The following is a 22,145-nucleotide window of genomic DNA, read 5'->3' on the forward strand; positions in this document are numbered from 1 at the left end:
TCCAGAATCATCCCAACCTCGCGCTCCGGATCTCGTCTTCTATACTTAACGGTTTGAGATGCAATGGAGGTGCCTGTGCCGCGGATTTTGTTCCTGCTCGCTTTACTCTTCACCGCTCCGCTATGGGCCGCGACGCTGCCCGGCGTTCCGGCAACCACAACGGACCACTCCAGCAGTAGCGAACCCGATCTGGCGCAGAAAAAAGCGGCCTACGGCGCGCTGGCCGACGTGCTTGAAAACGCCGATGCCCGCCAGGAGCTTATCGATCAGCTGCGTAAAGCCGCCGCCACGCCGCCGCCGGACAGTACCCCGACGCTGACGCCGCCGGAAATTAAAGACGAAACGACGGTGCTGGAAAACGTCACTCAGATCAGTCGTGAATATGGCGAACAGCTTTCGTCGCGCTTCTCTCAGCTATGGCGCAACATCACCGGCTCTCCGCACAAACCATTTAATTCGCAATCGTTCATCAGCGCCGCCTGGCATTTCCTGCTGCTTGGTGGTCTGGTCTTTGCATTCTGGTGGCTGGTACGCCTGGCTGCCCTGCCGCTGTATCGCAAAATGGGGCACTGGGGACGACATAAAAACCGCGACCGCAGCAACTGGCTACAGCTGCCGGCCACGATTGCCGGCGCATTTATTTTCGACCTGCTTCTGCTGGCCCTGACGCTGTTTGTTGGCCAGCTATTAAGCGATCGCCTGAACGGTAATAATCCCACTATCGCCTTCCAGCAAAGTCTGTTTCTCAATGCCTTTGCGCTGATCGAGTTTTTCAAAGCCATTCTGCGGCTGATTTTCTGCCCACGCATCCCGGAGCTACGCCCGTTTAACCTTAGCGATGAAGCGGCAAAATACTGGAATCTGCGCCTCAGCGCGCTCAGCAGCCTGATTGGCTACGGGCTGATCGTTGCGGTGCCAATTATCTCCAACCAGGTCAACGTGCAGTTCGGGGCGCTGGCCAATGTGGTCATTATGCTATGCATTACGCTCTGGGCCCTGTATCTGATATTCCACAATAAGCAGTTAATTACCCAAGGGCTTATCCATCTTGCCGACCGATCGCTGGCCTTTTTTAGCCTGTTTATCCGCGCCTTTGCTCTGGTGTGGCACTGGCTGGCCTGCGCCTATTTCATCGTGCTGTTTTTCTTCTCGCTGTTCGACCCCGGTAACAGCCTGAAATTTATGATGGGCGCGACCCTACGCAGCCTGGCCATCGTCGGCGCCGCCGCGCTGGTCTCCGGTATTCTGTCGCGCTGGATTGCGAAAACCATCACCTTGTCGCCGGAAACCCAGCGTAACTATCCTGAACTGCAAAAACGGCTTAACGGCTGGATCTCCGCATCGCTGAAGGCCGCGCGCATCCTGACGGTCTGCGTGGCGATTATGCTGCTGCTCAGCGCATGGGGGCTGTTCGATTTCTGGCAGTGGATGCATAACGGCAGCGGGCAAAAAGCGGTTGATGTGCTGATTCGTATCGCGCTGATCCTGTTCTTCTCGGCGATTGGCTGGACGCTGCTCGCCAGCCTGATTGAAAACCGGCTGGCATCGGACATTCACGGTCGCCCGCTGCCCAGCGCCCGCGCCCGAACGCTGCTGACGCTGTTTCGCAACGCACTGGCGGTGGTGATCAGCACTATTACCATTATGATCCTGCTTTCGGAAGTGGGGGTGAATATCGCCCCGCTGCTGGCCGGCGCCGGCGCGCTGGGCCTGGCAATTTCATTTGGCGCGCAGACCCTGGTCAAAGATATTATTACCGGCATTTTTATTCAGTTCGAGAACGGTATGAATACCGGCGACCTGGTGACGATCGGACCGCTCACCGGGACGGTGGAGCGCATGTCGATTCGCTCCGTCGGCGTCCGTCAGGATACCGGCGCTTACCATATTATTCCGTGGTCTTCGATAACCACCTTCGCCAACTTCGTACGCGGAATCGGCTCGGTGGTGGCCAACTATGACGTTGACCGGCATGAAGATCTGGATAAGGCTAACCAGGCGCTGAAGGATGCGGTCACGGAAGTGATGGCGCAGGAAGAGATTCGCGGGCTTATCATTGGCGAGCCATCCTTCACCGGCGTGGTAGGCTTAAGCAATACCGCCTTCACCCTGCGCGTCACCTTTACCACCCTGCCGCTCAAGCAGTGGACGGTCAGATTCGCCCTCGATACGCAGGTGAAAAGGCATTTTGACCTCGCAGGCGTGCGGGCGCCGGTACAAACTTATCAGGTTCTGCCGATGCCAGCACCCGCAGGACCGCCTGCCCCCGCCGAGCCCACGTTATAGCGTGCGGCGACGTTTGGCCTCATCCATAAAGGTCCAGGCGATAAAGCGGCTTTGCTTATTCCCCTGGGCCATCTCTTTCTTCACCACTTTCACCGCGCCGACGTCGGTCAGAGCGCGATATAGCGGCGGCAGGTTGTCGCCGCGAGAAACCAGCGAAGTAAACCATTTAACCTGACGAGCAAACGGCTTGCTCTCTTCAATCATCTGCGTAATAAAGGCCACCTCGCCGCCTTCGCACCACAGCTCCTGCTGCTGGCCGCCAAAGTTCAGCACGCTCTCCTCGCCCAGTCCCAGGTTGCGACGTTTACGCTCACCGCCCGCCTGCGCGCTGGCGGCGGAATCATGGAACGGCGGGTTGCAGAGGGTCGCGTCGTAGGTCTCATATTTATGAATAATGCCGGTCAGAATCGCGTTGGCGTCTTTTTGACGACGCAGACGGATCTGGCGAGTGAGCCCAGGATTGCCGTTGATGATAGCCTGGGCGCTGGCGAATGCCTCGGCGTTCACTTCGCTACCCGTAAAGCGCCAGCCGTACTCGTGCGCGCCAATGAGCGGATAGATGCAGTTTGCGCCAACTCCAATATCGAGAATGCTGGCGTTGGCCGGGATCGTCCCGCTATCCAGCGCCAGCAGATCGGCGAGGTGATGGATGTAGTCCGCCCTGCCTGGCACCGGCGGGCAGAGAAAGCCGTCGGGAATATCCCAGTGTTTCACCGCGTAAAAATGCGCCAGCAGCGCTTTATTCAGCGCCTTCACCGCCAGCGGGTTAGCAAAGTCGATAGTCTGCTCACCCACCGGATTAAGGGTGATGAAGGCCTGCAGCTCAGGATGGGCCTGGCACAGCGCGGGCAGATCGTAGCGTTGATGGTGACGGTTACGCGGGTGTAACCCCGGTTTCTGGGCTTTCATGGCATTCTCCTTTGAACAGCCGCGTAAGATACCCGTTGACGGCGGCGCGGTAAATAAGTGAGTCTGGATATCTTCTTTATTTGTCACGAGTGTCGTATGTACTTCTACCAACCTTCGCAAGGACACGGGCTGCCGCACGACCCGCTTAACGCGATTATCGGACCACGGCCTATCGGCTGGATAGCTTCCGTGGATAATAGCGGCCAGCATAATCTTGCGCCGTATAGTTTTTTCAACTGCTTTAACTATCGGCCGCCGATTATTGGCTTCGCCAGCAGCGGCTGGAAAGATAGCGTGCAGAATATCGTTGAGACCAAAGAGTTCGTCTGGAACCTCGCCACCCGCCCCCTGGCGGTCGCGATGAACGAAACCTCTGCCAGTATCCCGCGTCACGAAGATGAATTTGTCCGCGCCGGGCTCACTCCCGCCGCCAGCCGTCTCGTCAGCGCCCCCCGGGTAGCCGAAAGTCCGGTCAATTTTGAGTGTCGCCTGTCGCAATGCATCCAGTTAACCACCGCCGAAGGGCTGGCGGTTGACACCTGGCTGGTGCTGGGCGAAGTTGTGGCAGTGCATATTGATGAGTCGCTGCTGGAGGACGGGATTTACCAGACCGCAAGAGCTCAGCCGATTCTACGCGCGGGCGGCCCCAGCGCCTATTACGCCATTGATGAAAGCCTGCGCTTTGACCTTGTGCGTCCGGACGCCCGCTAGACGTTTATTCCTACTCCCCCGACCGGCAAGCTCGCCGCCGGGCTGGTCGGGAAGCGGCTTTTTATCCGCCTGTTATCATCCCTTTAACCTCCCCGGCGGAGGCCTGCGCGCAAACGCCCTTTCAGTATCCCTCTCTCCACTGCCTCACCCCTGGATTTTCTCTGCAGTGAGCATGACTCCTTGTCTGGTCATTTTTTGCCCCCATATTTCCTATACTAAAGAAAGACGAGATAGCGAGGTGGGCTATGGCTTCAGGCTGGGCAAATGACGACGCGGTGCAGGAACAAATCGATAGCACTATCAATGACGCGATTGCACGGGCGCGAAATGAGCTGTCATCGGGTGAGAGCAACAAATTTTGTGAAGAATGCGGAGAACCGATCCCCGAAGCGCGTCAGCGCGCGGTCGCGGGCGTGAAATACTGCATAAAATGCCAGCAGGAGAAAGATTTACATAACAATACATTTTCAGGATATAATCGTAGAGGTTCCAAAGATAGCCAGCTTCGTTGACCAATATTTACCGTTCATTACCGTATATCGCGTTATCTTTTCGCGCACGTTTTTTGGCAAGCGGCGTGGCAATATGTGCCCTTAAAGCCCTCTGAACTTCATCCTCACGGCTTTTGCTTTTCCCGGCCAAAATAATTTATTAATATTCAATAAATTAATACTTATTCAAAAAATTCGATGGACACTGTTAATTTCCTTCGATTTTATCTCCCGTAAAAAACCGTGATACTTATCACATCGACGCAACATCGTCCCCTGAACAGAACAACCTGCGAGAGATTAACTATGAAAAACATGAAATTTGCTGCCGCTGCCATCGCCCTTTCCGCTCTCTCTTTTGGCGCATTCGCCGCCCAGCCGGTGACCTCGGCTCAGGCAGAAAGCATGAATAAAATTGGTGTAGTTTCCGCTGAAGGCGCGACGACGCTGGATGGACTGGAAGCTAAACTGGCTGAAAAAGCAGAGGCTGCCGGCGCGACCGGTTATAGCATCACCTCAGCTAACAGCAACAACAAACTTAGCGGTACCGCGGTTATCTACAAATAATCGCCGCTACTTGCCGCTATTTCCTGTAGCCACACCCTGTAATGCCACTGTTTTAACCCTGTAAGATCCTTTAATACCCTTGCCTTGCCCGTCCACGCCACTGGACGGGCTTTTTTTTGCCTGCCGCTACGGTTACCAGCGCTCAGCCACCTTTGCCAGGCCCTGTTCAAGAGACGGAACGGCGCCGGTGGCCACAAGACAGCAGGCCAACTGAATTCGCAATGATTGCGGTAGCGGTGCGCTCCCGACGATGCAGCGCTCAATCCAGCGGGCGGTGACTTCAGGATCTTTTGACTCCGGCAGGGCGAGTGCCTGCGCGGCTACGCTATCCTGTCGTTCATTTACCACCCGCATACCAGATGCATCAATCAGGCTAATCTGCGGACAGCGCTGCGGGTTGGCGTAAACCTCCCCTTCGGTACCGTGCATCAGCAGCGCCCGCCCGCCGATTTCGGCAAAGAATTTCGCTACCCGGCCGACGTATTCCGGGTGTGAAACGCTCGACAGGCGCAGCGCCGCCTCTTCCGCAAAGGGTGTCGCCAGCTTGGCCAGCGTGTGGGCGCTGTTGCGCACGCCCATGCGCCAGCGCATCGCCAGCTGTTTTTCCAGCGGTGGGCAAAATGCGCCGACCGGAACGTAAACCGGCTGATGGCTATCCAATCGCGCCTGGGCCTGACCCGCGTGAAGCGTCGCCGGGATACCCATCAGTTCAAAAATCGTTTCCGTCACCACGCGGGTCGGATCGTGGCTCACGCCGTGGACGATGACCGGGAAGCCGAGCTTATGCAGCAGGACGGCGAGCAGAGGGGTCAGGTTTGCCTGTTTACGCGCGCCGTTATAGCTGGGGATCACAATGGGCATCGGTTTGGCGACCGGCGGAGTCAGCTTAATCGTATGCGCCTGCATCGCTTCATAGAAGCCCTTCATCTCCGCTTCGCCTTCGCCTTTAATGCGCAGAGCGATAAGAATGCCGCCGAGCTCAAGCTCAGGCACCTCGCCGTTAAGCATCCGCGAGTAGAGCGCGCGGGCTGTCTCCACATCCAGGTCGCGGGCGTGGTTCTTTCCGCGCCCGACTTCTTTAATAATCTTGCTGTAGTCCATTGCAGGCTCCTCTGAGCTTCTCACATCGTCGACATTGCACCACTATCGCCGCTTACGACGCGTCGGTTTTGCTTTCGTTTTTACTATAACCTCAGGGACGGCAGGCTGCTCTATCGGAAATACGGGTAATGCGTTCAACAGGCGCTTACCGTAATTTTTGGTTAACAGACGTTTATCATAAATCACCACCTCTCCCCAGCAGCTATGGCTGCGGATCAGGCGCCCCACCTGCTGAATCAGGTTGAATGACGCGCTGGGCAGGCTCTGGACTTCGAACGGATAGCGGTTGAGGCTTTTGAGCCATTCACCTTCGGTGATCACCACCGGGCTGTCTATCGGCGGGAAAGCTATCTTATGGATATGCACCTGGCTTAACAGCTCGCCTTTTAAGTCCAGACCTTCCGCAAAGGATTGCAGCCCAACCAGTACGCTGCGCTCGCCGCCTTCAACGCGTTTGCGGTGCAGCTCCACCAGTCGGTAGCGGGGCTTATCGCCCTGAACCAGCAGCAGCAGGCGCAGATCGGTCACGTGCTCGAGAAAACGCTGCATCGCTCTTCCGCTGGCGAACAGCACCAGCATGCCGAGATGCTTTTTGCTCTCGACCTGTTCACGGAAATAGGCGGCCATTTCGGCAATATGCTGCTCTTCGTTATCGATAAGCGGTTCATAATGCATCTGCGGAATGACGATTTTACCCTGTTCGACGTGGTTGAAGGGCGAATCCAGCGCCACAAAGCGATCTCCGGCTTTCTCTTTCAGCCCGCTCATCTCCTGCAGGCGAGAGAAGCTGTTCAGCGAACGCAGCGTCGCAGAGGTGACGACGATATGCGGGACGCTGCGCCAGAGCAGCCTTTCCAGCTGATCGCTGACGCGGATCCCCACGCAGTGGAACCAGATATGCATCTGACCATCGCGCAGATCGCGGGTAACCCATTTAGTCACCGGTGCGCCGGAGGACTGCGCCAGCGACGCCAGCCGCCACAGTTTACTTTGGCTTTCAAACATCCCCAGCGCGCGGTTCATCTGCAGCAGAACCCGGTGCAGACGCACCACATCGTGCGTGCCGGTTTTTTCGCCCAGATCGTTAAGGAACAGCTCCGCCAGGCCGCGCAGCGTTTCGGTGAGTTTCGCCAGCCGCTGGCAGATCTCCATGACTTCCTGCGGCAGTTCCCCCATCGGAAAGCGATGCTCCGCCTCCTGGCCGGCCGGCATGTAGAGATTGAGAATATTATTCAGCGAGGAGATTAGCTCGAACAGCTCCTCGCAGTGTCCAGTCAGACGTTCGGGATTCGCCAGCGGCGGCGTGGTCTTAGGGCGAAACTGCTCCATGCAGGTTGCAACCAGCTTAGTGAACAAATCCAGCTGCAGGCGATACCACGGGGCGGTAATTTCAGCGCTCATTTCCAGCGCATCGCGGGCGACCTCCGGCAGATGGTGGCCTTCATCAAGCACCAGCAGTAGATGCTTCGGCTCCGGCAGCACCGCTTCGCTCTCCATAGCCGCCATCACCAGCGCATGGTTCGCCACCACCACTTCCGCTTCCTGGATTTCCCGTCGGGCGACAAAGAACGGACATTCGCGATAATAATGACAGTTTCGATTCAGGCAGCTGGCTTTATCCGTGCTCAGGCGGCTCCACAGAGAATCATCCACGTTTTTGTCGGTATGATCGCGCAGGCCGTCCCATTTGTAGCTATCGAGATCCGCTTTCAGCGTTGCGCACAGCTTCTGCTCCGCCTGGTTGTTAGGCGTGAGTTCGTCATCAAGAAAGGCCAGCAAATCCTGCTGCGTCGGTTCCGTGCTGGCAAGCGCGGCCAGGTTACGCGGGCAGACGTAGCGCCCGCGGCCAAAGGCGGCGGTAAAGCGCAGATCGGGGATGATTTTGCGCAGCAGCGGCAGATCTTTACTGTAGATTTGGTCCTGCAGCGCAACGTTGGCGGTGCTGACCACCAGCGTTTTTTGCTCTTCGCGGGCAATAGCAATGCCAGGGATCAGATACGACAAGGTTTTGCCGACCCCGGTCGGCGCTTCAATCGCCAGGTGCCGCCCCTCTTCTCCGGCGAGCGTCTTCGCCACATCGGCGATCATCTGCCGCTGCGGAGGCCGGGGAATAAAGTCAGGAATTTGTTCCTGAAGCGCCTTATACCAGGCGGCGATTTGCGCTTTCAGCGCTGCGGTCAAAGCCATGAGAAAACCTGAATACTGTATAAACAGCCACTATTGTGCCATTTTTGCCGGGAGGGAGGTATCCCTTTTTCGGCAAACAGGAAGCGGTCTCGCAGAATCAGGTTGAAGTCGGTTTATGCAGCCACAACCAACGCTCGACATCCACTTAATGAATAATGTGTCATAACGTTATTTTATCCGGGCTGAATATAATTTTCAAAATACCAGCACAGTCACCAAAATCGCTATCAATTTAACTTTATGGGCATTCAAAAAAACATGAAGATGTTTAAAATCATCTAAACGAATTCCGAAAAATATCGTCAAAAAGACCGTGAAATTAAAATTAATCCTTTAATTTCAGATACATTAAGAATATCTACACTCATAATATATTATATCTTAAACGCTAATCCGTATACTGCTTTATGAACCCGCAGGGTCTGTAAATTATTGAGGGTATATATGGTTGCTTTTTTAATGTTATTAGTATCTGTCATTCTTTTGATAGTTGCAGGTTATAACTTTGTTAGTTATTGCAAAAATCGTAAAAATAGTTCATTGCCAAAAGTAAGATCTCATAAAAGATAAATAGCGAGCGGCAACATTGAAGTCAGACTTAGCGGGAGAGTGTTAAATTTTAATCGCGATGTGTTCTCAAAGGAACAAGCTGCGGTAGATTTCCCCACCGCAGCCAGAACAACTTTACTCAGCCGCAGCAGGTTTGCGCGGGCGGCGACGGCGAGGAGGCTTACCGTCCTGAGTGCGCGCTTTCGGCGCTTCGCCATCGGTGCGACGCGGAGCAGCCTGCTGGGCACGACCTTGTCCCTGACCACCACGTCCCTGGCCGCTCCGGCCCTGGCTCTGACCGCCACGACCGCCGCCGCGCTGCTGCTGGCGACCGTTCTGAATCGGCTCGGCTTTGATCGACGGATCCGGCTCGTAACCCGCAATGGCGATGCGCGGGATCTCTTTCTTCAGCAAGCGTTCGATATCATGCAGCAGCTTATGTTCATCTACGCAGACCAGCGACAGCGCTTCGCCCGTTGCCGCAGCGCGCCCGGTACGACCAATACGGTGCACGTAATCTTCCGGCACGTTTGGCAGCTCGTAGTTCACCACGTGCGGCAACTCTTCAATATCCAGACCGCGCGCGGCGATATCGGTTGCGACCAGCACGCGGATGCCGCCGGATTTAAAATCAGCCAACGCTCGGGTACGCGCGCCCTGGCTCTTGTTGCCGTGAATAGCGGCGCTGCGGATGCCGTCTTTATTGAGCTGTTCCGCCAGGTGGTTTGCGCCGTGTTTGGTGCGGGTAAAGACCAGAACCTGCTGCCAGTTACCTTCGCCGATCATCTGCGACAGCAGCTCGCGCTTGCGCTTTTTATCGACAAAATGCACCAGCTGGCTCACCTGCTCAGAAGCGGTGTTACGGCGGGCGACTTCGATTTCCAGCGGGTTATGCAGCAGCTTTTCCGCCAGTGATTTAATGTCGTCGGAGAAAGTTGCGGAGAACAGCAGGTTCTGCCGCTTTGCCGGCAGCTTCGCCAGCACCCGGCGAATATCGTGAATAAAGCCCATATCCAGCATACGGTCGGCTTCATCCAGCACCAGCACTTCGACTTTGTCCAGGCTCACGGCGTTCTGATGCTCAAGGTCCAGCAGACGGCCAGGGGTTGCCACCAGAATATCGACGCCGCTGCGCAGCTTCATCATCTGTGGGTTAATGCTTACGCCGCCGAAAACCACCAGCGAACGAACGTTAAGGTATTTGCTGTAATCCCGGACGTTCTCGCCAATCTGTGCCGCCAGCTCGCGCGTCGGGGTCAGGATCAGGGCGCGCACCGGGCGACGACCTTTGGCGTGGGGTTCTTTTTGGATCAGGTGCTGAAGCAGCGGCAGCGTAAATCCCGCCGTTTTGCCAGTACCCGTCTGGGCGCTGGCCATCAGATCGCGGCCCTGTAATACTGCCGGGATAGCCTGCTGCTGAATAGGGGTTGGCTCTACGTAGCCCTGCTCAGCGACGGCGCGCAGGATTTCAGGATTCAGGCCAAGGGAATCAAAAGACATAACAACTCCGAACCGCCCCGGCCCGTCACAGGCGTAGTTTTCAGGGAGATTATTGCGAAAGAGATGGCAAAAACCACAATGCCATGAAGTTGCGCAGTCTAGCAGATTTTGTGACGAACCGCATAAAATCTGCCGAAAAGAATCCTCTGTCTCACAAACGACAGCTCCCCGTTTTGTCGATGAGAAGCGGCGATGGCGCTTCGCGCCAGGCGTCCCCGAAATAGCACGTTTAATGCCTCGACAGGGAAACCGCGAACAAAAGCAGAGAAGCGCCGCCGCAGGACGCGGCGGCGAAAGCAATTAACGCAGGCGATACTTAATTTTTTCGACCATCCTCGCGGTGGAAATACCGTAGCGATCGTGCAGGGTCGGCAGCGCGCCGGCCAGCAGGAATTCGTCAGGCAAGCCAACGGTATCCAGCTCGCAGCGCACGCCTTTGCGCATCAGCAACGCGGCAACCGCCTCCCCCAGTCCGCCAACCGAAGTATGGTTCTCGGCAGTAACCACCAGGCGACCGGGCTTCGAGGCCTGTGCAATGATCGTTTCTTCATCAAGTGGTTTGATCGTTGGCACGTGCAGTACGGCTGCGCTGATATTATCGGCCCGCAGCTTTTCGACCGCCTCGAGGGCGCGCATGGTCATCAGCCCGGAAGAGATAATCAGCACATCGTTGCCATCCTCAAGCAGCTTCGCCTTGCCCAGCTCAAACTGATAGTCGTACTTATCCAGCACCAGCGGCACCTTACCGCGCAGCAGGCGCATATATACCGGACCGTTATGGTCGGCAATCGCCGGTACCGCCTGCTCTATCTCCAGCGCATCGCATGGGTCGACGATGACCATGCCGGGAATGCCGCGCATAATCACCAGATCTTCCGTTGCCTGATGGCTCGGCCCGTAGCCGGTGGTCAGGCCCGGGAGCGCCGCGCAGATCTTCACGTTGAGATGCTCCTCGGCAATGACCTGATGAATAAAATCATAGGCGCGGCGGGTAGCAAAAGCGGCATAGGTGGTGGCGAAGGGAATGAATCCCTCTTTCGCCATTCCTCCCGCCGCCCCCATCAGCAGCTGTTCCGCCATTCCCATCTGGAAAAAGCGATCCGGGAAAGCCTGCGCGAAAATGTGCAGATCGGTGTACTTTGACAGGTCCGCGGTCATACCAACGATTTCCGGTCGCTGCGCCGCCAGCTTCGAGAGCGCAACGCCAAACGGTGCCGGAATCGTCGCCTGACCTTCGTCAGCAATAGAAGCGATCATCGCGGACGTTTTTAAACGTGGTTTACTCTGGCTCATTACAGCACTCCTTCCGGTTTGTTGGCGTCCAGCACCGCAATCGCTTTTTGCCACTCATCGGCATCGACGCGAATAAAATGGTTTTTATCCCGGGTTTCGAGGAACGGGACCCCTTTACCCATCAACGTGTCGCATAAGATGACCCGCGGCTGGTTGCCCGCATGATTTTTCGCGTTATCAAAGGCGGCCATCACCGCCGCCAGATCGTTACCGTCGACGCGCTGCACGTACCAGCCGAAGGCGGCCCATTTTTCATGCAGCGGCTCAAAGCCGAGAATTTTGCGCGAATCGCCGTCCGCCTGCTGTTTATTCACGTCAACGATGTTGATCAGGTTCGTCAGGCCGTAATGCGCCGCCGACATCGCCGCTTCCCAGGTGGAACCTTCATCCAGCTCCCCATCCGACATGGAGTTGTAGACCCAGGATGCGCTCCCTTTTTGCCGCAGCCCCAGCGCCATCCCGACGGCAATAGAGAGCCCCTGCCCCAGCGAGCCGCCGGACATCTCCATCCCCGGGGTGTAGGTCGCCATTCCCGACATCGGCAGGCGGCTGTCGTCAGAACCGTAGGTTTCCAGCTCCTCTTCCGGGATAATTCCCGCCTCCAGCAGCGCCGCATAGTAGGCGATGGCGTAATGGCCGTGAGAGAGCAGGAAGCGGTCGCGACCTTCCCACTGCGGCTCTTGTGGACGGTAGGTCATCGCGTGGCTGAACGCGGTGGCCAGCACATCCGCATAGCCTAATGCCTGGCCGATATAGCCCTGACCCTGAACCTCCCCCATGCGCAGGGCATAGCGGCGAATCCGCCACGCCGCCGCGGCGACTTTTTGTGCTTCGGTGATCTTCATCTGCTTGCCTCGCTTAGTGGATTAACATGCCGCCGTTTACGTCAAGAGTGATACCGGTAGAGTAGGAAGAGAGATCGCTGCCGAGGAATAGCGCGGCGCGCGCGATGTCAACCGCATCGCCGAGGCGGTTCATCGGGATTCCGGCGAGGATGTTGGCCGTCATTTCGTCGGTCAGCTTACCGGCGGTGATATCGGTCTGGATCAGCCCCGGGGTAATGCAGTTGACGCGGACGTTGTCCGGACCCAGCTCGCGGGCCATCGCTCGCGCCAGGCCAAGCACTCCGGCCTTTGCCGCACTGTAGTGCGGGCCGCCGAAGATACCGCCGCCGCGCTGGGCGGAAACCGACGAGATACAGACAATGCTGCCCGATTTTTGCGCCCGCATCGCCGGGATAACCGCCTGCGACATCAGCAGCGTACCGCGCAAGCTGACATCCAATACCGCGTCATAGTTGGCACGTTTAATGTCCATCAGCTTCAGCGGCTGGGTGATACCGGCGTTATTCACCAGCACGTCTACCCGACCATATTTCGCCAGAATCTGTTCCATTGCCGCCTGAACCTGAACTTCATCGGCGACGTTTGCCGCCAGCCCGAGATGGCCTTCGCCTAATGCCGTCGCCGCGGCTTTGCTGGCTTCGCCATTGAGGTCGATAATGACCACTTTAGCGCCGTTTTCGGCAAATAACTTCGCGGTAGCAAAACCCAAACCGCGTGCGGAGGCCGCGCCAGTAATAATGGCGACTTTATCTTTTAATAACATATTTTTACTCCATGACATTACGTCATATTAATTAACAGGATATATTTCCGTTATTGTGGCTCATCGAGAAAGAGAATAACCAGCAAACCAATTGCTGCGCAGATACCAAAATAAGTAAATACAGAATTAAAGCTGCCGGTCTGGTCCAGTAAAAATCCCGCAGCCATCGGGGCAACAAATCCGCCAAGGTTGCCACCGCTATTAATAATAGAAGAGGCGATCGGATAGGTTTTACTGTCCGAAACGGCCATACCGTAAGCGGTAAAAGCCGGCCAGCCGATATTTAAACAAAAGCCGACGAAGAACAAACCAATACAGACCGCCAGGGTACTCGCTGGAATATTCAGCATGATTAACATCATGACCACCGTTGAAATAGCGGTAAACATCATGGTGGGTTTACGCCGACGACCTAATACTTTATCTGAAATCCACCCTCCGGCGATCGCGCCAATAAAACCGCCGATGCACGGCATACTTGCCACAAAGCCCATGCTCATCACATCAAAACCGCGCTCTTTGACTAAATACAGCGGGATCCAGGTTAATAATCCGTACAGTACGCTAACCATCATAAAATAGGCCAGACAGTCACCGAGAATATTTTTTGAGGTAAATAATCCTTTCGCCGTATCGATAGGCGCCATTTTCTTCACTCGAATAATTTTATCCAGCCAGGTAAAACGATTGGCAATTAAGATATTTTCGCGCACAAGGTTATCATCGGTTTCACGCCCGGCATTGATCTCTTCCAGTTCGGCTGGTGAAACAAATCCGCTCTCCGAGGGTTTTGACTTAACCAACAGGTACCACGCTATCGCCGCCACAATCCCCGGTATCGCAAAGGAGAAAAAGACCCACCGCCACCCCCAGGTTACCGCAATCCACACCGCCAGCGGCGGAACGATGATCGGCGCAAACATGGTAGCTGCAATGTAAACGCCCGTCGCCGTGGCTTTCTCTTTCGGCGGGAACCAATTGTTAATGGTTGAAGCCAGTCCTACCGGGCACGGCCCTTCGCTAAGACCCAGTCCCAGACGCACCATTTTCAGACCAAAAACGGAGCTCACGGTGCCCATCAGCCAGGTAAAAGCGGAAAAGCCGAAAATGGATAGCGAAACCAACCCCCGGGTACCGCGTTTGGCAATAAAGAATCCTGCCGGGATCTGACTTACCGCATAGCCCAAAAAAAACATGCTGGCGATGGCCCCGGCTTCAAAGTTATTGATATGAAACTCATCAATGATAAACGGCAGCACCGCGCCGATATTCGTTCTGTCAGCGTAATTTATGGCATACACCAGAAAAATCATCGTCAAAACCACGAAACGATATTTTGTTTTCCTGGCGTCAGTACAGACAACAGTATCTATACGTGACATAGGGTATCCTCATTATTGTTTTATGTTTTTGTCGCGAACCTTACCGCATCGCGCCTTGGTATCAGGCCTGTGGTTGCAATATAACAACCCAAAAAGGAAAGGGTATTCAAAAAACCTCAATTATGAGTGAGAAAAATTTGCTTCGTGACTGCACGCAAATTCCTGCGAATTATGTTGCCTGGCATCCCTCGCCCTAAAACTGTTAACTTCATCACGAATTACGCCATTACTTATTTTGTCTCTATGTTATGCTGATGTGCCATTGTGGAGATAAGGACGAGCGTAGCTTCTTGCGAAGTAAAAATAATACCACCAGGCATTTTCTATTTGCTGGAGAAATGATGAATCAGCCGCTGCAAAATAAAAGTTTACCGATGCCCTCCTTACGCAATATTCAGGCATTTATTGAAGTGGCGGATACCGGCAGTCTCAATCTGGCCGCAGAGCATCTCAATATTACGGCCTCAGCGGTCAGCCATCAGATAGCCAGCCTGGAACAGTATCTCGGAAAGAAAATATTTTCCCGCAGCAGTAAAGGCATGGTGTTAACCGCAATTGGTGAAAAATATCTTAAAGAGGTTTCCGGAGCGTTAAATATTATTGGCCAGGCCACCAATCAGGTGATTAACGATATCCATCAGGATTATTTACGCATTCACTCCGCGCCCAGCTTTGGGCTCCTGTGGCTGATGCCCCGCCTGAACAAATTTCGCCAGGCCTGGCCCGAGCTTAAAATTAGCCTGACCTGCTCTTATGAAAGTATCCAGTTCTCCCGCGATAATATTGATATCGATATTCGCCATGGGCTCTCACAATGGCCGACTCTGGTGGTCAAAACCATAAAAAATGAACGCATGCTCCCCTATAGCTCATCAACTTATTTAGCCAGCCGCGAAGTTCAGACCATTGAAGACTTACTGACCTGCGATCTTATCCACTCCGACAGCACGCTGATCGGCTGGAGCAACTGGTTATCCTGGCACAAGGTTCGCGGCTGGAATAAAAGCTTTATTTTTAATTTTGACCGTTCCTATATGAGCATTGAGGCCGCACGCATGGGTATGGGCATTATTCTTGAAAGTAATTTGCTGGCCGGTCAGAGCGTTCGGCAACGGCACCTCGAGCCGGTTTTTTCCAGCGACGCGAGTATGCCGGTTAACGCCCATCACTTCGTTTTGCCGCACCCTAACGAGCAAAAAGAGAAAGTGAAGATCTTTTTTAACTGGGTTGCCGAAGAGCTCAGTCATGAGGGATTTCATATCTAATCGTCGATGCTGGACAAAGCGGCAACCTGCGCCTAGAGTTAATCAATCGATTGATTAACTCTTTCCGCGTGATGACCACCACACCGACTACCAGCAAGGGAGAGCAGGCGAAAAGCCAGCTCATCGCCGCCGCTATCGCCCAGTTCGGCGAATACGGCCTGCACGCCACGACCCGCGATATTGCCGCCCAGGCCGGGCAGAATATCGCTGCGATCGCCTACTATTTTGGTTCTAAGGACGATCTCTATCTCGCCTGCGCCCAGTGGATCGCCGATTTTATCGAGCACAATTTCCGCCCCCACGCGCAGGCGGCGGAAGCGCTATTCGCTCAGCCTCTTCCGGACAAAGCCGCCATGCGCACTCTGATTCTGCGCGCCTGTCAGAATATGATTTTGCTGCTGACCCAGGATGATACGGTTAACTTGAGCAAATTTATCTCCCGCGAACAGCTATCGCCGACTGCGGCCTACCGGCTTATCCACGATCAGGTCATTGCTCCGCTACACTGCTACCTGACCCGTTTAATCGCCGCTTATACCGGCCTTAACCCTGACAGCACGCAGATGGTGCTGCACACGCACGCGCTACTTGGCGAAGTGCTCGCCTTTCGTCTTGGCCGGGAAACGGTGCTGCGCCGCGCGGGCTGGGCTGAATTCGATCGGCAAAAAACCGAGCAAATTTTTGAAGTTATTACCTGCCATATAGATTTCGTTCTGGAAGGATTATCGCAAAGGGGTCTGGAGTCATGAAAAAACCGCTCATCGTCGTTGTGCTGCTTCTCCTGCTGGCCGCTGTCATTGGCGGAGGCTGGTGGTGGTACCAGAGCAGCCAGCAAAAAGAGCTCACGCTTTATGGCAACGTGGATATTCGCACCGTTAACCTGAGCTTTCGCGTGGGCGGACGGCTGGCATCGCTCAGCGTCGACGAGGGCGATGCGATAAAAGCCGGGCAGACGCTGGGCGAGCTTGATCGCGCGCCCTACGAAAACGCCCTGCAGCAGGCGCAAGCCAACGTTTCCACCGCCCAGGCGCAGTACGACCTGATGATGGCGGGATATCGCTCGGAGGAGATTGCCCAAGCCGCCGCCGCGGTCAACCAGGCGCAGGCGGCTTACGACTATGCGCAGAACTTCTATCAGCGCCAGCTGGGGCTACGCAAAAGCAGCGCCATCTCCGCGAACGATCTGGAAAACGCCCGCTCCTCGCGCGATCAGGCCCAGGCGACGCTGAAATCCGCGCAGGATAAGCTGCGCCAGTATCGCGCGGGGAACCGTCCGCAGGAAATCGCCCAGGCCAGAGCCAGCCTCGAACAGGCGCAGGCCGCGCTGGCGCAGGCGAAGCTGGACCTGCACGATACCACGTTGACCTCGCCGTCCGACGGAACGCTGATGACCCGCGCCGTCGAGCCGGGCAGCATGCTTAGCGCGGGCGGTACCGTAATGACGCTGTCGTTAACCCATCCGGTATGGGTACGCGCCTACATCGATGAAACCAACCTGGGCCAGGCCCAGCCGGGGCGCGAAGTGCTGCTTTACACCGATAGTCGCCCGGATAAACCCTATCGCGGCAAAATCGGCTTCGTCTCCCCTACCGCTGAATTCACGCCGAAAACCGTGGAAACCCCGGACCTGCGCACCGATCTGGTTTATCGCCTGCGAATTGTGGTCACCGATGCCGACGACGCGCTGCGTCAGGGGATGCCGGTCACCGTGGCCTTCAGTCATGGAAACGGCCAATGAGCGAAGACGTGATTACGCTGAGCGGCCTGACCCGGAGCTTTGCCGGGATGGACCGCCCGGCCGTCGCGCCGCTGGACTGCACCATTCACTCCGGCTATGTGACCGGTCTGGTGGGCCCGGATGGCGCCGGAAAAACCACCCTGATGCGCATGCTCGCCGGGCTGCTGAAGCCCGACGCAGGCAGCGCAAAGGTGATCGGCTTCGACCCGATTGCTGACGATAGCGCCCTGCACGCGGTGCTCGGCTATATGCCGCAAAAATTCGGTCTGTATGAAGATCTGACGGTGATGGAAAATCTCACGCTCTACGCCGACCTGCGCAGCGTGACCGGCGAGGCGCGGGAGAAAACCTTCGCCCGGCTGCTGGAGTTTACCTCTCTCGGCCCCTTTACCGGCCGGCTGGCGGGTAAGCTTTCCGGCGGCATGAAGCAGAAACTCGGCCTGGCCTGTACCCTCGTCGGCGAGCCGAAGGTGCTGCTGCTGGATGAGCCCGGCGTCGGCGTCGACCCCATCTCACGCCGCGAGCTGTGGCAGATGGTACACGAGCTGGCGGGCGACGGGATGCTGATCCTCTGGAGCACCTCCTACCTCGACGAGGCCGAGCAGTGCCGGGACGTTCTGTTGATGAACGAGGGCCAGCTGCTTTACCAGGGAGCGCCAAAAGAGCTGACGCAGACCATGGCGGGACGCAGTTTTTTGATTTCCAGTACCCGGGAGAATAACCGCCGCCTGCTCCAGCGCACCCTGAAGCTGCCGCAGGTCAGCGATGGCGTCATTCAGGGTAAATCGGTACGCCTGATCATTAAAAAAGAGGCCAGCATCAGCGAAGTAAAGAACGCTGCCGATATGCCGCCGCTGGAGGTCGCTGAAACCGCGCCGCGTTTTGAAGACGCCTTTATCGACCTGCTCGGCGGTGCCGGTACCGCCGAATCGCCGCTGGGCAAAATTATCCATACCGTGGAAGGCTCCCATGAGGACACGGTGATTGAAGCGCAGACCCTGACCAAGAAATTCGGCGATTTCGCCGCTACCGATCACGTCGATTTTCAGGTTAAACGTGGGGAGATTTTCGGCCTTCTCGGGCCTAACGGCGCGGGTAAGTCTACCACTTTTAAGATGATGTGCGGCCTGCTGGTCCCCACCTCCGGTAAAGCGCTGGTTCTGGGGATGGACCTGAAGGTCAGCTCCGGCAAAGCGCGTCAGCATCTGGGCTATATGGCGCAGAAGTTCTCGCTGTACGGTAACCTTTCCGTTGAGCAGAACCTGCGCTTCTTCTCCGGCGTATACGGCCTGCGCGGACGGGCGCAGAACGACAAAATCGCCAGCATGAGCGAGGCGTTCGGCCTGAAAAGCATCGCCAGGCAGGCCGCCGACGATCTGCCGCTTGGCTATAAACAACGCCTGGCGCTGGCCTGCTCGCTGATGCATGAACCGGATATCCTGTTTCTTGACGAACCCACTTCCGGCGTCGATCCCCTCACCCGCCGCGAGTTCTGGCTGCATATCAACAGCATGGTCGATAAAGGCGTCACGGTGATGGTGACCACCCACTTTATGGATGAGGCGGAGTATTGCGATCGTATCGGTCTGGTCTATCACGGCAAATTGATCGCCAGCGGCACGCCGGACGATCTGAAGGCGCTGGCGGCGGATGAAAAACAGCCTGACCCAACGATGGAGCAGGCATTTATCACCCTCATCCATGACTGGGATAAGGAGAACGCCGGTGAGCGCTAAACTGCTATCGTGGCGGCGCGTACGCGCCCTGTGCGTGAAAGAGACGCGGCAGATCGTCCGCGACCCCAGCAGCTGGCTGATTGCGGTGGTGATCCCCCTGCTGCTGCTGTTCATTTTTGGCTACGGGATTAACCTCGACTCCAGCAAGCTGCGGGTGGGCGTGCTGCTGGAGCAGCAGAGCGAAGAGGCGCTGGATTTTGTCCATACCATGACCGGCTCCCCCTATATTGACGCCACCATCAGCGATAACCGCCAGGAACTGGTGCAGATGATGCAGGCGGGACGCATTCGCGCCCTGGTCACCCTACCGGTGGACTTCGACCAGAAGATGGCCCGTCCCGGCGACGACGCGCCGATCCAGCTCATCACCGACGGCAGCGAACCCAATACCGCTAACTTCGCCCAGGGCTACGTCGAAGGCATCTGGCAAATCTGGCAGCAGCAGCGGGCGGAAGATCGCGGTGAAACCTTCGAGCCGCTGATCGACGTGCAGATGCGCTACTGGTTTAACCCGGCCGCCATCAGCCAGCATTTTATTATCCCCGGCGCGATTACCATCATTATGACGGTGGTCGGCGCGATCCTGACGTCGCTGGTGGTGGCCCGCGAGTGGGAACGCGGCACGATGGAAGCGCTGCTGTCGACCGAGATTACCCGCGCCGAGCTGCTGCTGTGCAAGCTGATCCCCTACTATTTCCTCGGCATGCTGGCGATGCTGCTGTGTATGCTGGTGGCGGTGTTTATTCTCGGCGTGCCGTTCCGCGGTTCGCTGGTGATTCTGTTTTTTATTACCAGCCTGTTTTTGCTGAGTACCCTGGGCATGGGGCTGCTGATTTCCACCATCACCCGTAACCAGTTTAACGCCGCGCAGGTCGCGCTGAATGCCGCGTTCCTGCCGTCAATCATGCTCTCCGGATTTATTTTTCAGATAGACAGCATGCCGGCGATAATTCGCGCCGTGACCTACGTGATCCCGGCGCGCTATTTTGTCAGCACTCTGCAAAGCCTGTTTCTGGCGGGCAATATCCCGGTGGTGCTGTTGGTGAACGTGCTGTTCCTGATCGCCTCGGCGGTGATGTTTATCGGCCTGACGTGGCTGAAAACCAAACGACGTCTGGATTAATTTGCCTGCGCGCCCCCCGGTACAAGGGCTGGCAAACGGGTAGCCCGGATAAGCGCAGCGCAATCCGGGGATCACAAAGAGAGAATATGAGATGTTTCATCGCTTATGGACGTTAATCCGCAAAGAGCTACAGTCGCTGCTGCGTGAACCGCAGACGCGGGCGATTTTAATTATGCCAGTACTCATTCAGGTGCTGCTGTTCCCCTTTGCCGCCACGCTGGAGGTGACTAACGCCACCATCGCCATCTATAACGAAGACAACGGCAAGCACGCCGTGGAGCTGACCCAGCGCTTTGCCCGCGCTAAAGCCTTCACCCACGTCCTGCTGCTGAAAAGCCCTCAGGAGATAAGACCGACCATTGACGAACAAAAGGCGCTGCTGGTCGTGCGATTCCCGGCAGATTTTTCGCGCAACCTCGATACCTGGCAGACCGCCCCTCTCCAGCTGTTGCTTGATGGGCGCAACTCCAACAGCGCGCAGATCGCCGCGAACTATCTCCAGCAGATCGTCAAAAACTATCAGCAGGCGTTAATGGAAGGCAAAGCCAAACCAAACAACAGCGAGCTGGTGGTACGCAACTGGTATAACCCGAATCTCGATTACAAATGGTTCGTCGTGCCGTCGCTAATCGCCATGATCACCACCATCGGCGTGATGATCGTCACCTCGCTCTCCGTTGCCCGCGAGCGCGAACAGGGTACGCTCGATCAGCTGCTGGTCTCGCCGCTGGCAACCTGGCAGATCTTTATCGGTAAAGCGGTGCCGGCGCTAATCGTCGCGACCCTGCAGGCCACCATCGTGCTGGGAATTGGTATCTGGGCCTATCAAATCCCCTTTGCCGGCTCGCTGCTGCTGTTTTACTTTACGATGATTGTCTACGGCCTGTCGCTGGTAGGATTCGGCCTGCTGATTTCGTCACTGTGCTCCACGCAGCAGCAGGCGTTTATCGGCGTGTTCGTCTTTATGATGCCGGCAATTCTGCTCTCGGGCTACGTTTCGCCTGTGGAGAATATGCCGCAATGGCTGCAGGATTTGACGTGGGTAAACCCGATACGTCACTTTACCGATATCACCAAGCAGATCTATCTGAAGGATGCGAGTCGGGAAATTGTGTGGGGAAGTTTGTGGCCGCTACTGGTCATAGCGGCCACCACCGGCTCAGCGGCGTATGCGATGTTCCGAAGAAAGATCGCGTAGTTTTTTATCTTTCGCCAGCAGTGAAACCACCGCCGGACCTGCCAGTATGGCCAGCCCGGCGAGGGCTAACAGCAGGTTGTTGTGCAGCACGCGCGACAGCAGCCACAGCACGATTACCGCCGCGCCGAAGTACCAGGTGGTGGTGAGCTCCTCAAGGAAATCACCGACGTCGCGCCAGCGCTCATCGTGGTGACGCTGCAAGAACAGCATCGACAGTAACGTGACGCCGTACAGCACGCACAAACCTAATCCGACGCGCACCAGCGCGCCGCTCATCCAACCCATCACCAGTACTGCCACGACCAGTAGATGCAACATAATCTGCCAGCAACTAAGACCCGTTGCGACGCGTACACGTTGTTGCCACTTCATGGCTTCTCTCCTGAAGGATTTTTCTCTGCTACTCAGAGTACCGCACTTTACGGAAAATTCCGTATCACCGCATCTTTTTGTGACCTCTACTACACTATTTCCTACAGGAAAGTGACATTGCCCAGAGAA

20 protein-coding genes are annotated in these 22,145 nt (G+C 56.1%); 11 read left to right on the forward strand and 9 right to left on the reverse strand.

Annotation, left to right across the window (positions count from 1 at the left end):
- The first annotated feature begins 75 nt into the window (after nucleotides 1–75).
- The gene (gene ybiO, locus KO1_RS12535; RefSeq protein WP_024273950.1) at nucleotides 76–2,286 is read left to right on the forward strand and encodes a mechanosensitive channel protein; all 2,211 of its coding nucleotides are present in this window, start codon (nucleotides 76–78) and stop codon (nucleotides 2,284–2,286) included.
- Here the strand turns inward: ybiO and rlmF are convergent.
- On the reverse strand, nucleotides 2,281–3,195 hold the full coding sequence (gene rlmF / locus KO1_RS12540) for a 23S rRNA (adenine(1618)-N(6))-methyltransferase RlmF (protein WP_024273949.1): 915 nt from the start codon (nucleotides 3,193–3,195) through the stop codon (nucleotides 2,281–2,283). The genes ybiO and rlmF overlap by 6 nt on opposite strands.
- Nucleotides 3,196–3,291: 96 nt before the next feature.
- On the opposite strand from rlmF, the gene KO1_RS12545 reads away from it, so the two are divergent.
- The 3 genes from KO1_RS12545 (at nucleotide 3,292) to ybiJ (ending at nucleotide 4,964) form a co-directional block, all read left to right on the forward strand.
- The gene (locus KO1_RS12545; RefSeq protein WP_004100485.1) at nucleotides 3,292–3,906 is read left to right on the forward strand and encodes a flavin reductase family protein; all 615 of its coding nucleotides are present in this window, start codon (nucleotides 3,292–3,294) and stop codon (nucleotides 3,904–3,906) included.
- 245 nt (nucleotides 3,907–4,151) lie between these two features.
- Nucleotides 4,152–4,418 (forward strand): DksA/TraR family C4-type zinc finger protein, encoded by a 267-nt coding sequence (locus KO1_RS12550; protein ID WP_004100483.1) that lies wholly within the window; start codon nucleotides 4,152–4,154, stop codon nucleotides 4,416–4,418.
- A gap of 285 nt (nucleotides 4,419–4,703) precedes the next feature.
- A complete protein-coding gene (gene ybiJ, locus KO1_RS12555) occupies nucleotides 4,704–4,964 on the forward strand; it encodes a DUF1471 family protein YbiJ (protein ID WP_004100481.1) in 261 nt (86 codons plus the stop codon).
- A 132-nt stretch (nucleotides 4,965–5,096) separates the two neighbouring features.
- Here the strand turns inward: ybiJ and ybiB are convergent, their stop codons facing one another.
- Nucleotides 5,097–6,065: a DNA-binding protein YbiB gene (gene ybiB / locus KO1_RS12560; RefSeq protein WP_004100479.1), complete on the reverse strand. Its 969-nt coding sequence runs from the start codon at nucleotides 6,063–6,065 to the stop codon at nucleotides 5,097–5,099.
- Between the two features lie 42 nt (nucleotides 6,066–6,107).
- Nucleotides 6,108–8,252 (reverse strand): ATP-dependent DNA helicase DinG, encoded by a 2,145-nt coding sequence (gene dinG / locus KO1_RS12565; RefSeq protein WP_023320613.1) that lies wholly within the window; start codon nucleotides 8,250–8,252, stop codon nucleotides 6,108–6,110.
- 459 nt (nucleotides 8,253–8,711) lie between these two features.
- Here dinG and KO1_RS28185 point away from each other — a divergent pair, with 459 nt between their 5' ends.
- Nucleotides 8,712–8,822 carry a small membrane protein gene (locus KO1_RS28185; protein ID WP_224226336.1) on the forward strand — a complete coding sequence of 37 codons (111 nt, stop codon included), beginning with the start codon at nucleotides 8,712–8,714 and terminating at the stop codon, nucleotides 8,820–8,822.
- A gap of 114 nt (nucleotides 8,823–8,936) precedes the next feature.
- On the opposite strand, the gene rhlE is transcribed toward KO1_RS28185, so the two are convergent.
- From rhlE to KO1_RS12590, 5 genes are all read right to left on the reverse strand, one after another.
- Nucleotides 8,937–10,301 (reverse strand): ATP-dependent RNA helicase RhlE, encoded by a 1,365-nt coding sequence (rhlE, locus tag KO1_RS12570; protein ID WP_016808143.1) that lies wholly within the window; start codon nucleotides 10,299–10,301, stop codon nucleotides 8,937–8,939.
- Between the two features lie 300 nt (nucleotides 10,302–10,601).
- Nucleotides 10,602–11,594, reverse strand: a complete 993-nt coding sequence (locus tag KO1_RS12575) for a transketolase family protein (protein WP_024273948.1) — start codon at nucleotides 11,592–11,594, stop codon at nucleotides 10,602–10,604.
- Nucleotides 11,594–12,439: a transketolase gene (locus KO1_RS12580; protein WP_004100471.1), complete on the reverse strand. Its 846-nt coding sequence runs from the start codon at nucleotides 12,437–12,439 to the stop codon at nucleotides 11,594–11,596. Before KO1_RS12580 ends, KO1_RS12575 begins: the two co-directional genes overlap by 1 nt.
- Nucleotides 12,440–12,452: 13 nt before the next feature.
- On the reverse strand, nucleotides 12,453–13,202 hold the full coding sequence (locus KO1_RS12585) for an SDR family NAD(P)-dependent oxidoreductase (protein ID WP_004100470.1): 750 nt from the start codon (nucleotides 13,200–13,202) through the stop codon (nucleotides 12,453–12,455).
- Between the two features lie 50 nt (nucleotides 13,203–13,252).
- Nucleotides 13,253–14,584 carry an MFS transporter gene (locus tag KO1_RS12590; protein ID WP_016808146.1) on the reverse strand — a complete coding sequence of 444 codons (1,332 nt, stop codon included), beginning with the start codon at nucleotides 14,582–14,584 and terminating at the stop codon, nucleotides 13,253–13,255.
- A 341-nt stretch (nucleotides 14,585–14,925) separates the two neighbouring features.
- On the opposite strand from KO1_RS12590, the gene KO1_RS12595 reads away from it, so the two are divergent.
- The 6 genes from KO1_RS12595 (at nucleotide 14,926) to KO1_RS12620 (ending at nucleotide 21,644) form a co-directional block, all read left to right on the forward strand.
- The gene (locus KO1_RS12595; protein WP_004100468.1) at nucleotides 14,926–15,849 is read left to right on the forward strand and encodes a LysR substrate-binding domain-containing protein; all 924 of its coding nucleotides are present in this window, start codon (nucleotides 14,926–14,928) and stop codon (nucleotides 15,847–15,849) included.
- 71 nt (nucleotides 15,850–15,920) lie between these two features.
- Nucleotides 15,921–16,598, forward strand: a complete 678-nt coding sequence (cecR, locus tag KO1_RS12600) for a transcriptional regulator CecR (protein WP_024273947.1) — start codon at nucleotides 15,921–15,923, stop codon at nucleotides 16,596–16,598.
- Nucleotides 16,595–17,587: a secretion protein HlyD gene (gene hlyD, locus KO1_RS12605; protein ID WP_004100466.1), complete on the forward strand. Its 993-nt coding sequence runs from the start codon at nucleotides 16,595–16,597 to the stop codon at nucleotides 17,585–17,587. Before cecR ends, hlyD begins: the two co-directional genes overlap by 4 nt.
- Nucleotides 17,584–19,323 (forward strand): ATP-binding cassette domain-containing protein, encoded by a 1,740-nt coding sequence (locus KO1_RS12610; RefSeq protein WP_024273946.1) that lies wholly within the window; start codon nucleotides 17,584–17,586, stop codon nucleotides 19,321–19,323. Before hlyD ends, KO1_RS12610 begins: the two co-directional genes overlap by 4 nt.
- Nucleotides 19,289–20,446 carry an ABC transporter permease gene (locus tag KO1_RS12615; protein WP_029779306.1) on the forward strand — a complete coding sequence of 386 codons (1,158 nt, stop codon included), beginning with the start codon at nucleotides 19,289–19,291 and terminating at the stop codon, nucleotides 20,444–20,446. Before KO1_RS12610 ends, KO1_RS12615 begins: the two co-directional genes overlap by 35 nt.
- 91 nt (nucleotides 20,447–20,537) lie before the next feature.
- A complete protein-coding gene (locus KO1_RS12620; protein ID WP_024273945.1) occupies nucleotides 20,538–21,644 on the forward strand; it encodes an ABC transporter permease in 1,107 nt (368 codons plus the stop codon).
- Here KO1_RS12620 and KO1_RS12625 read toward each other — a convergent pair.
- Nucleotides 21,606–22,016 carry a YbhQ family protein gene (locus tag KO1_RS12625; RefSeq protein ID WP_004100459.1) on the reverse strand — a complete coding sequence of 137 codons (411 nt, stop codon included), beginning with the start codon at nucleotides 22,014–22,016 and terminating at the stop codon, nucleotides 21,606–21,608. The two genes, KO1_RS12620 and KO1_RS12625, sit on opposite strands and share 39 nt — an antisense overlap.
- Nucleotides 22,017–22,145: the final 129 nt, after the last annotated feature.

Origin of the sequence: Klebsiella oxytoca NBRC 105695, from assembly GCF_001598695.1 — a bacterium.
Lineage (GTDB): Bacteria > Pseudomonadota > Gammaproteobacteria > Enterobacterales > Enterobacteriaceae > Klebsiella > Klebsiella oxytoca.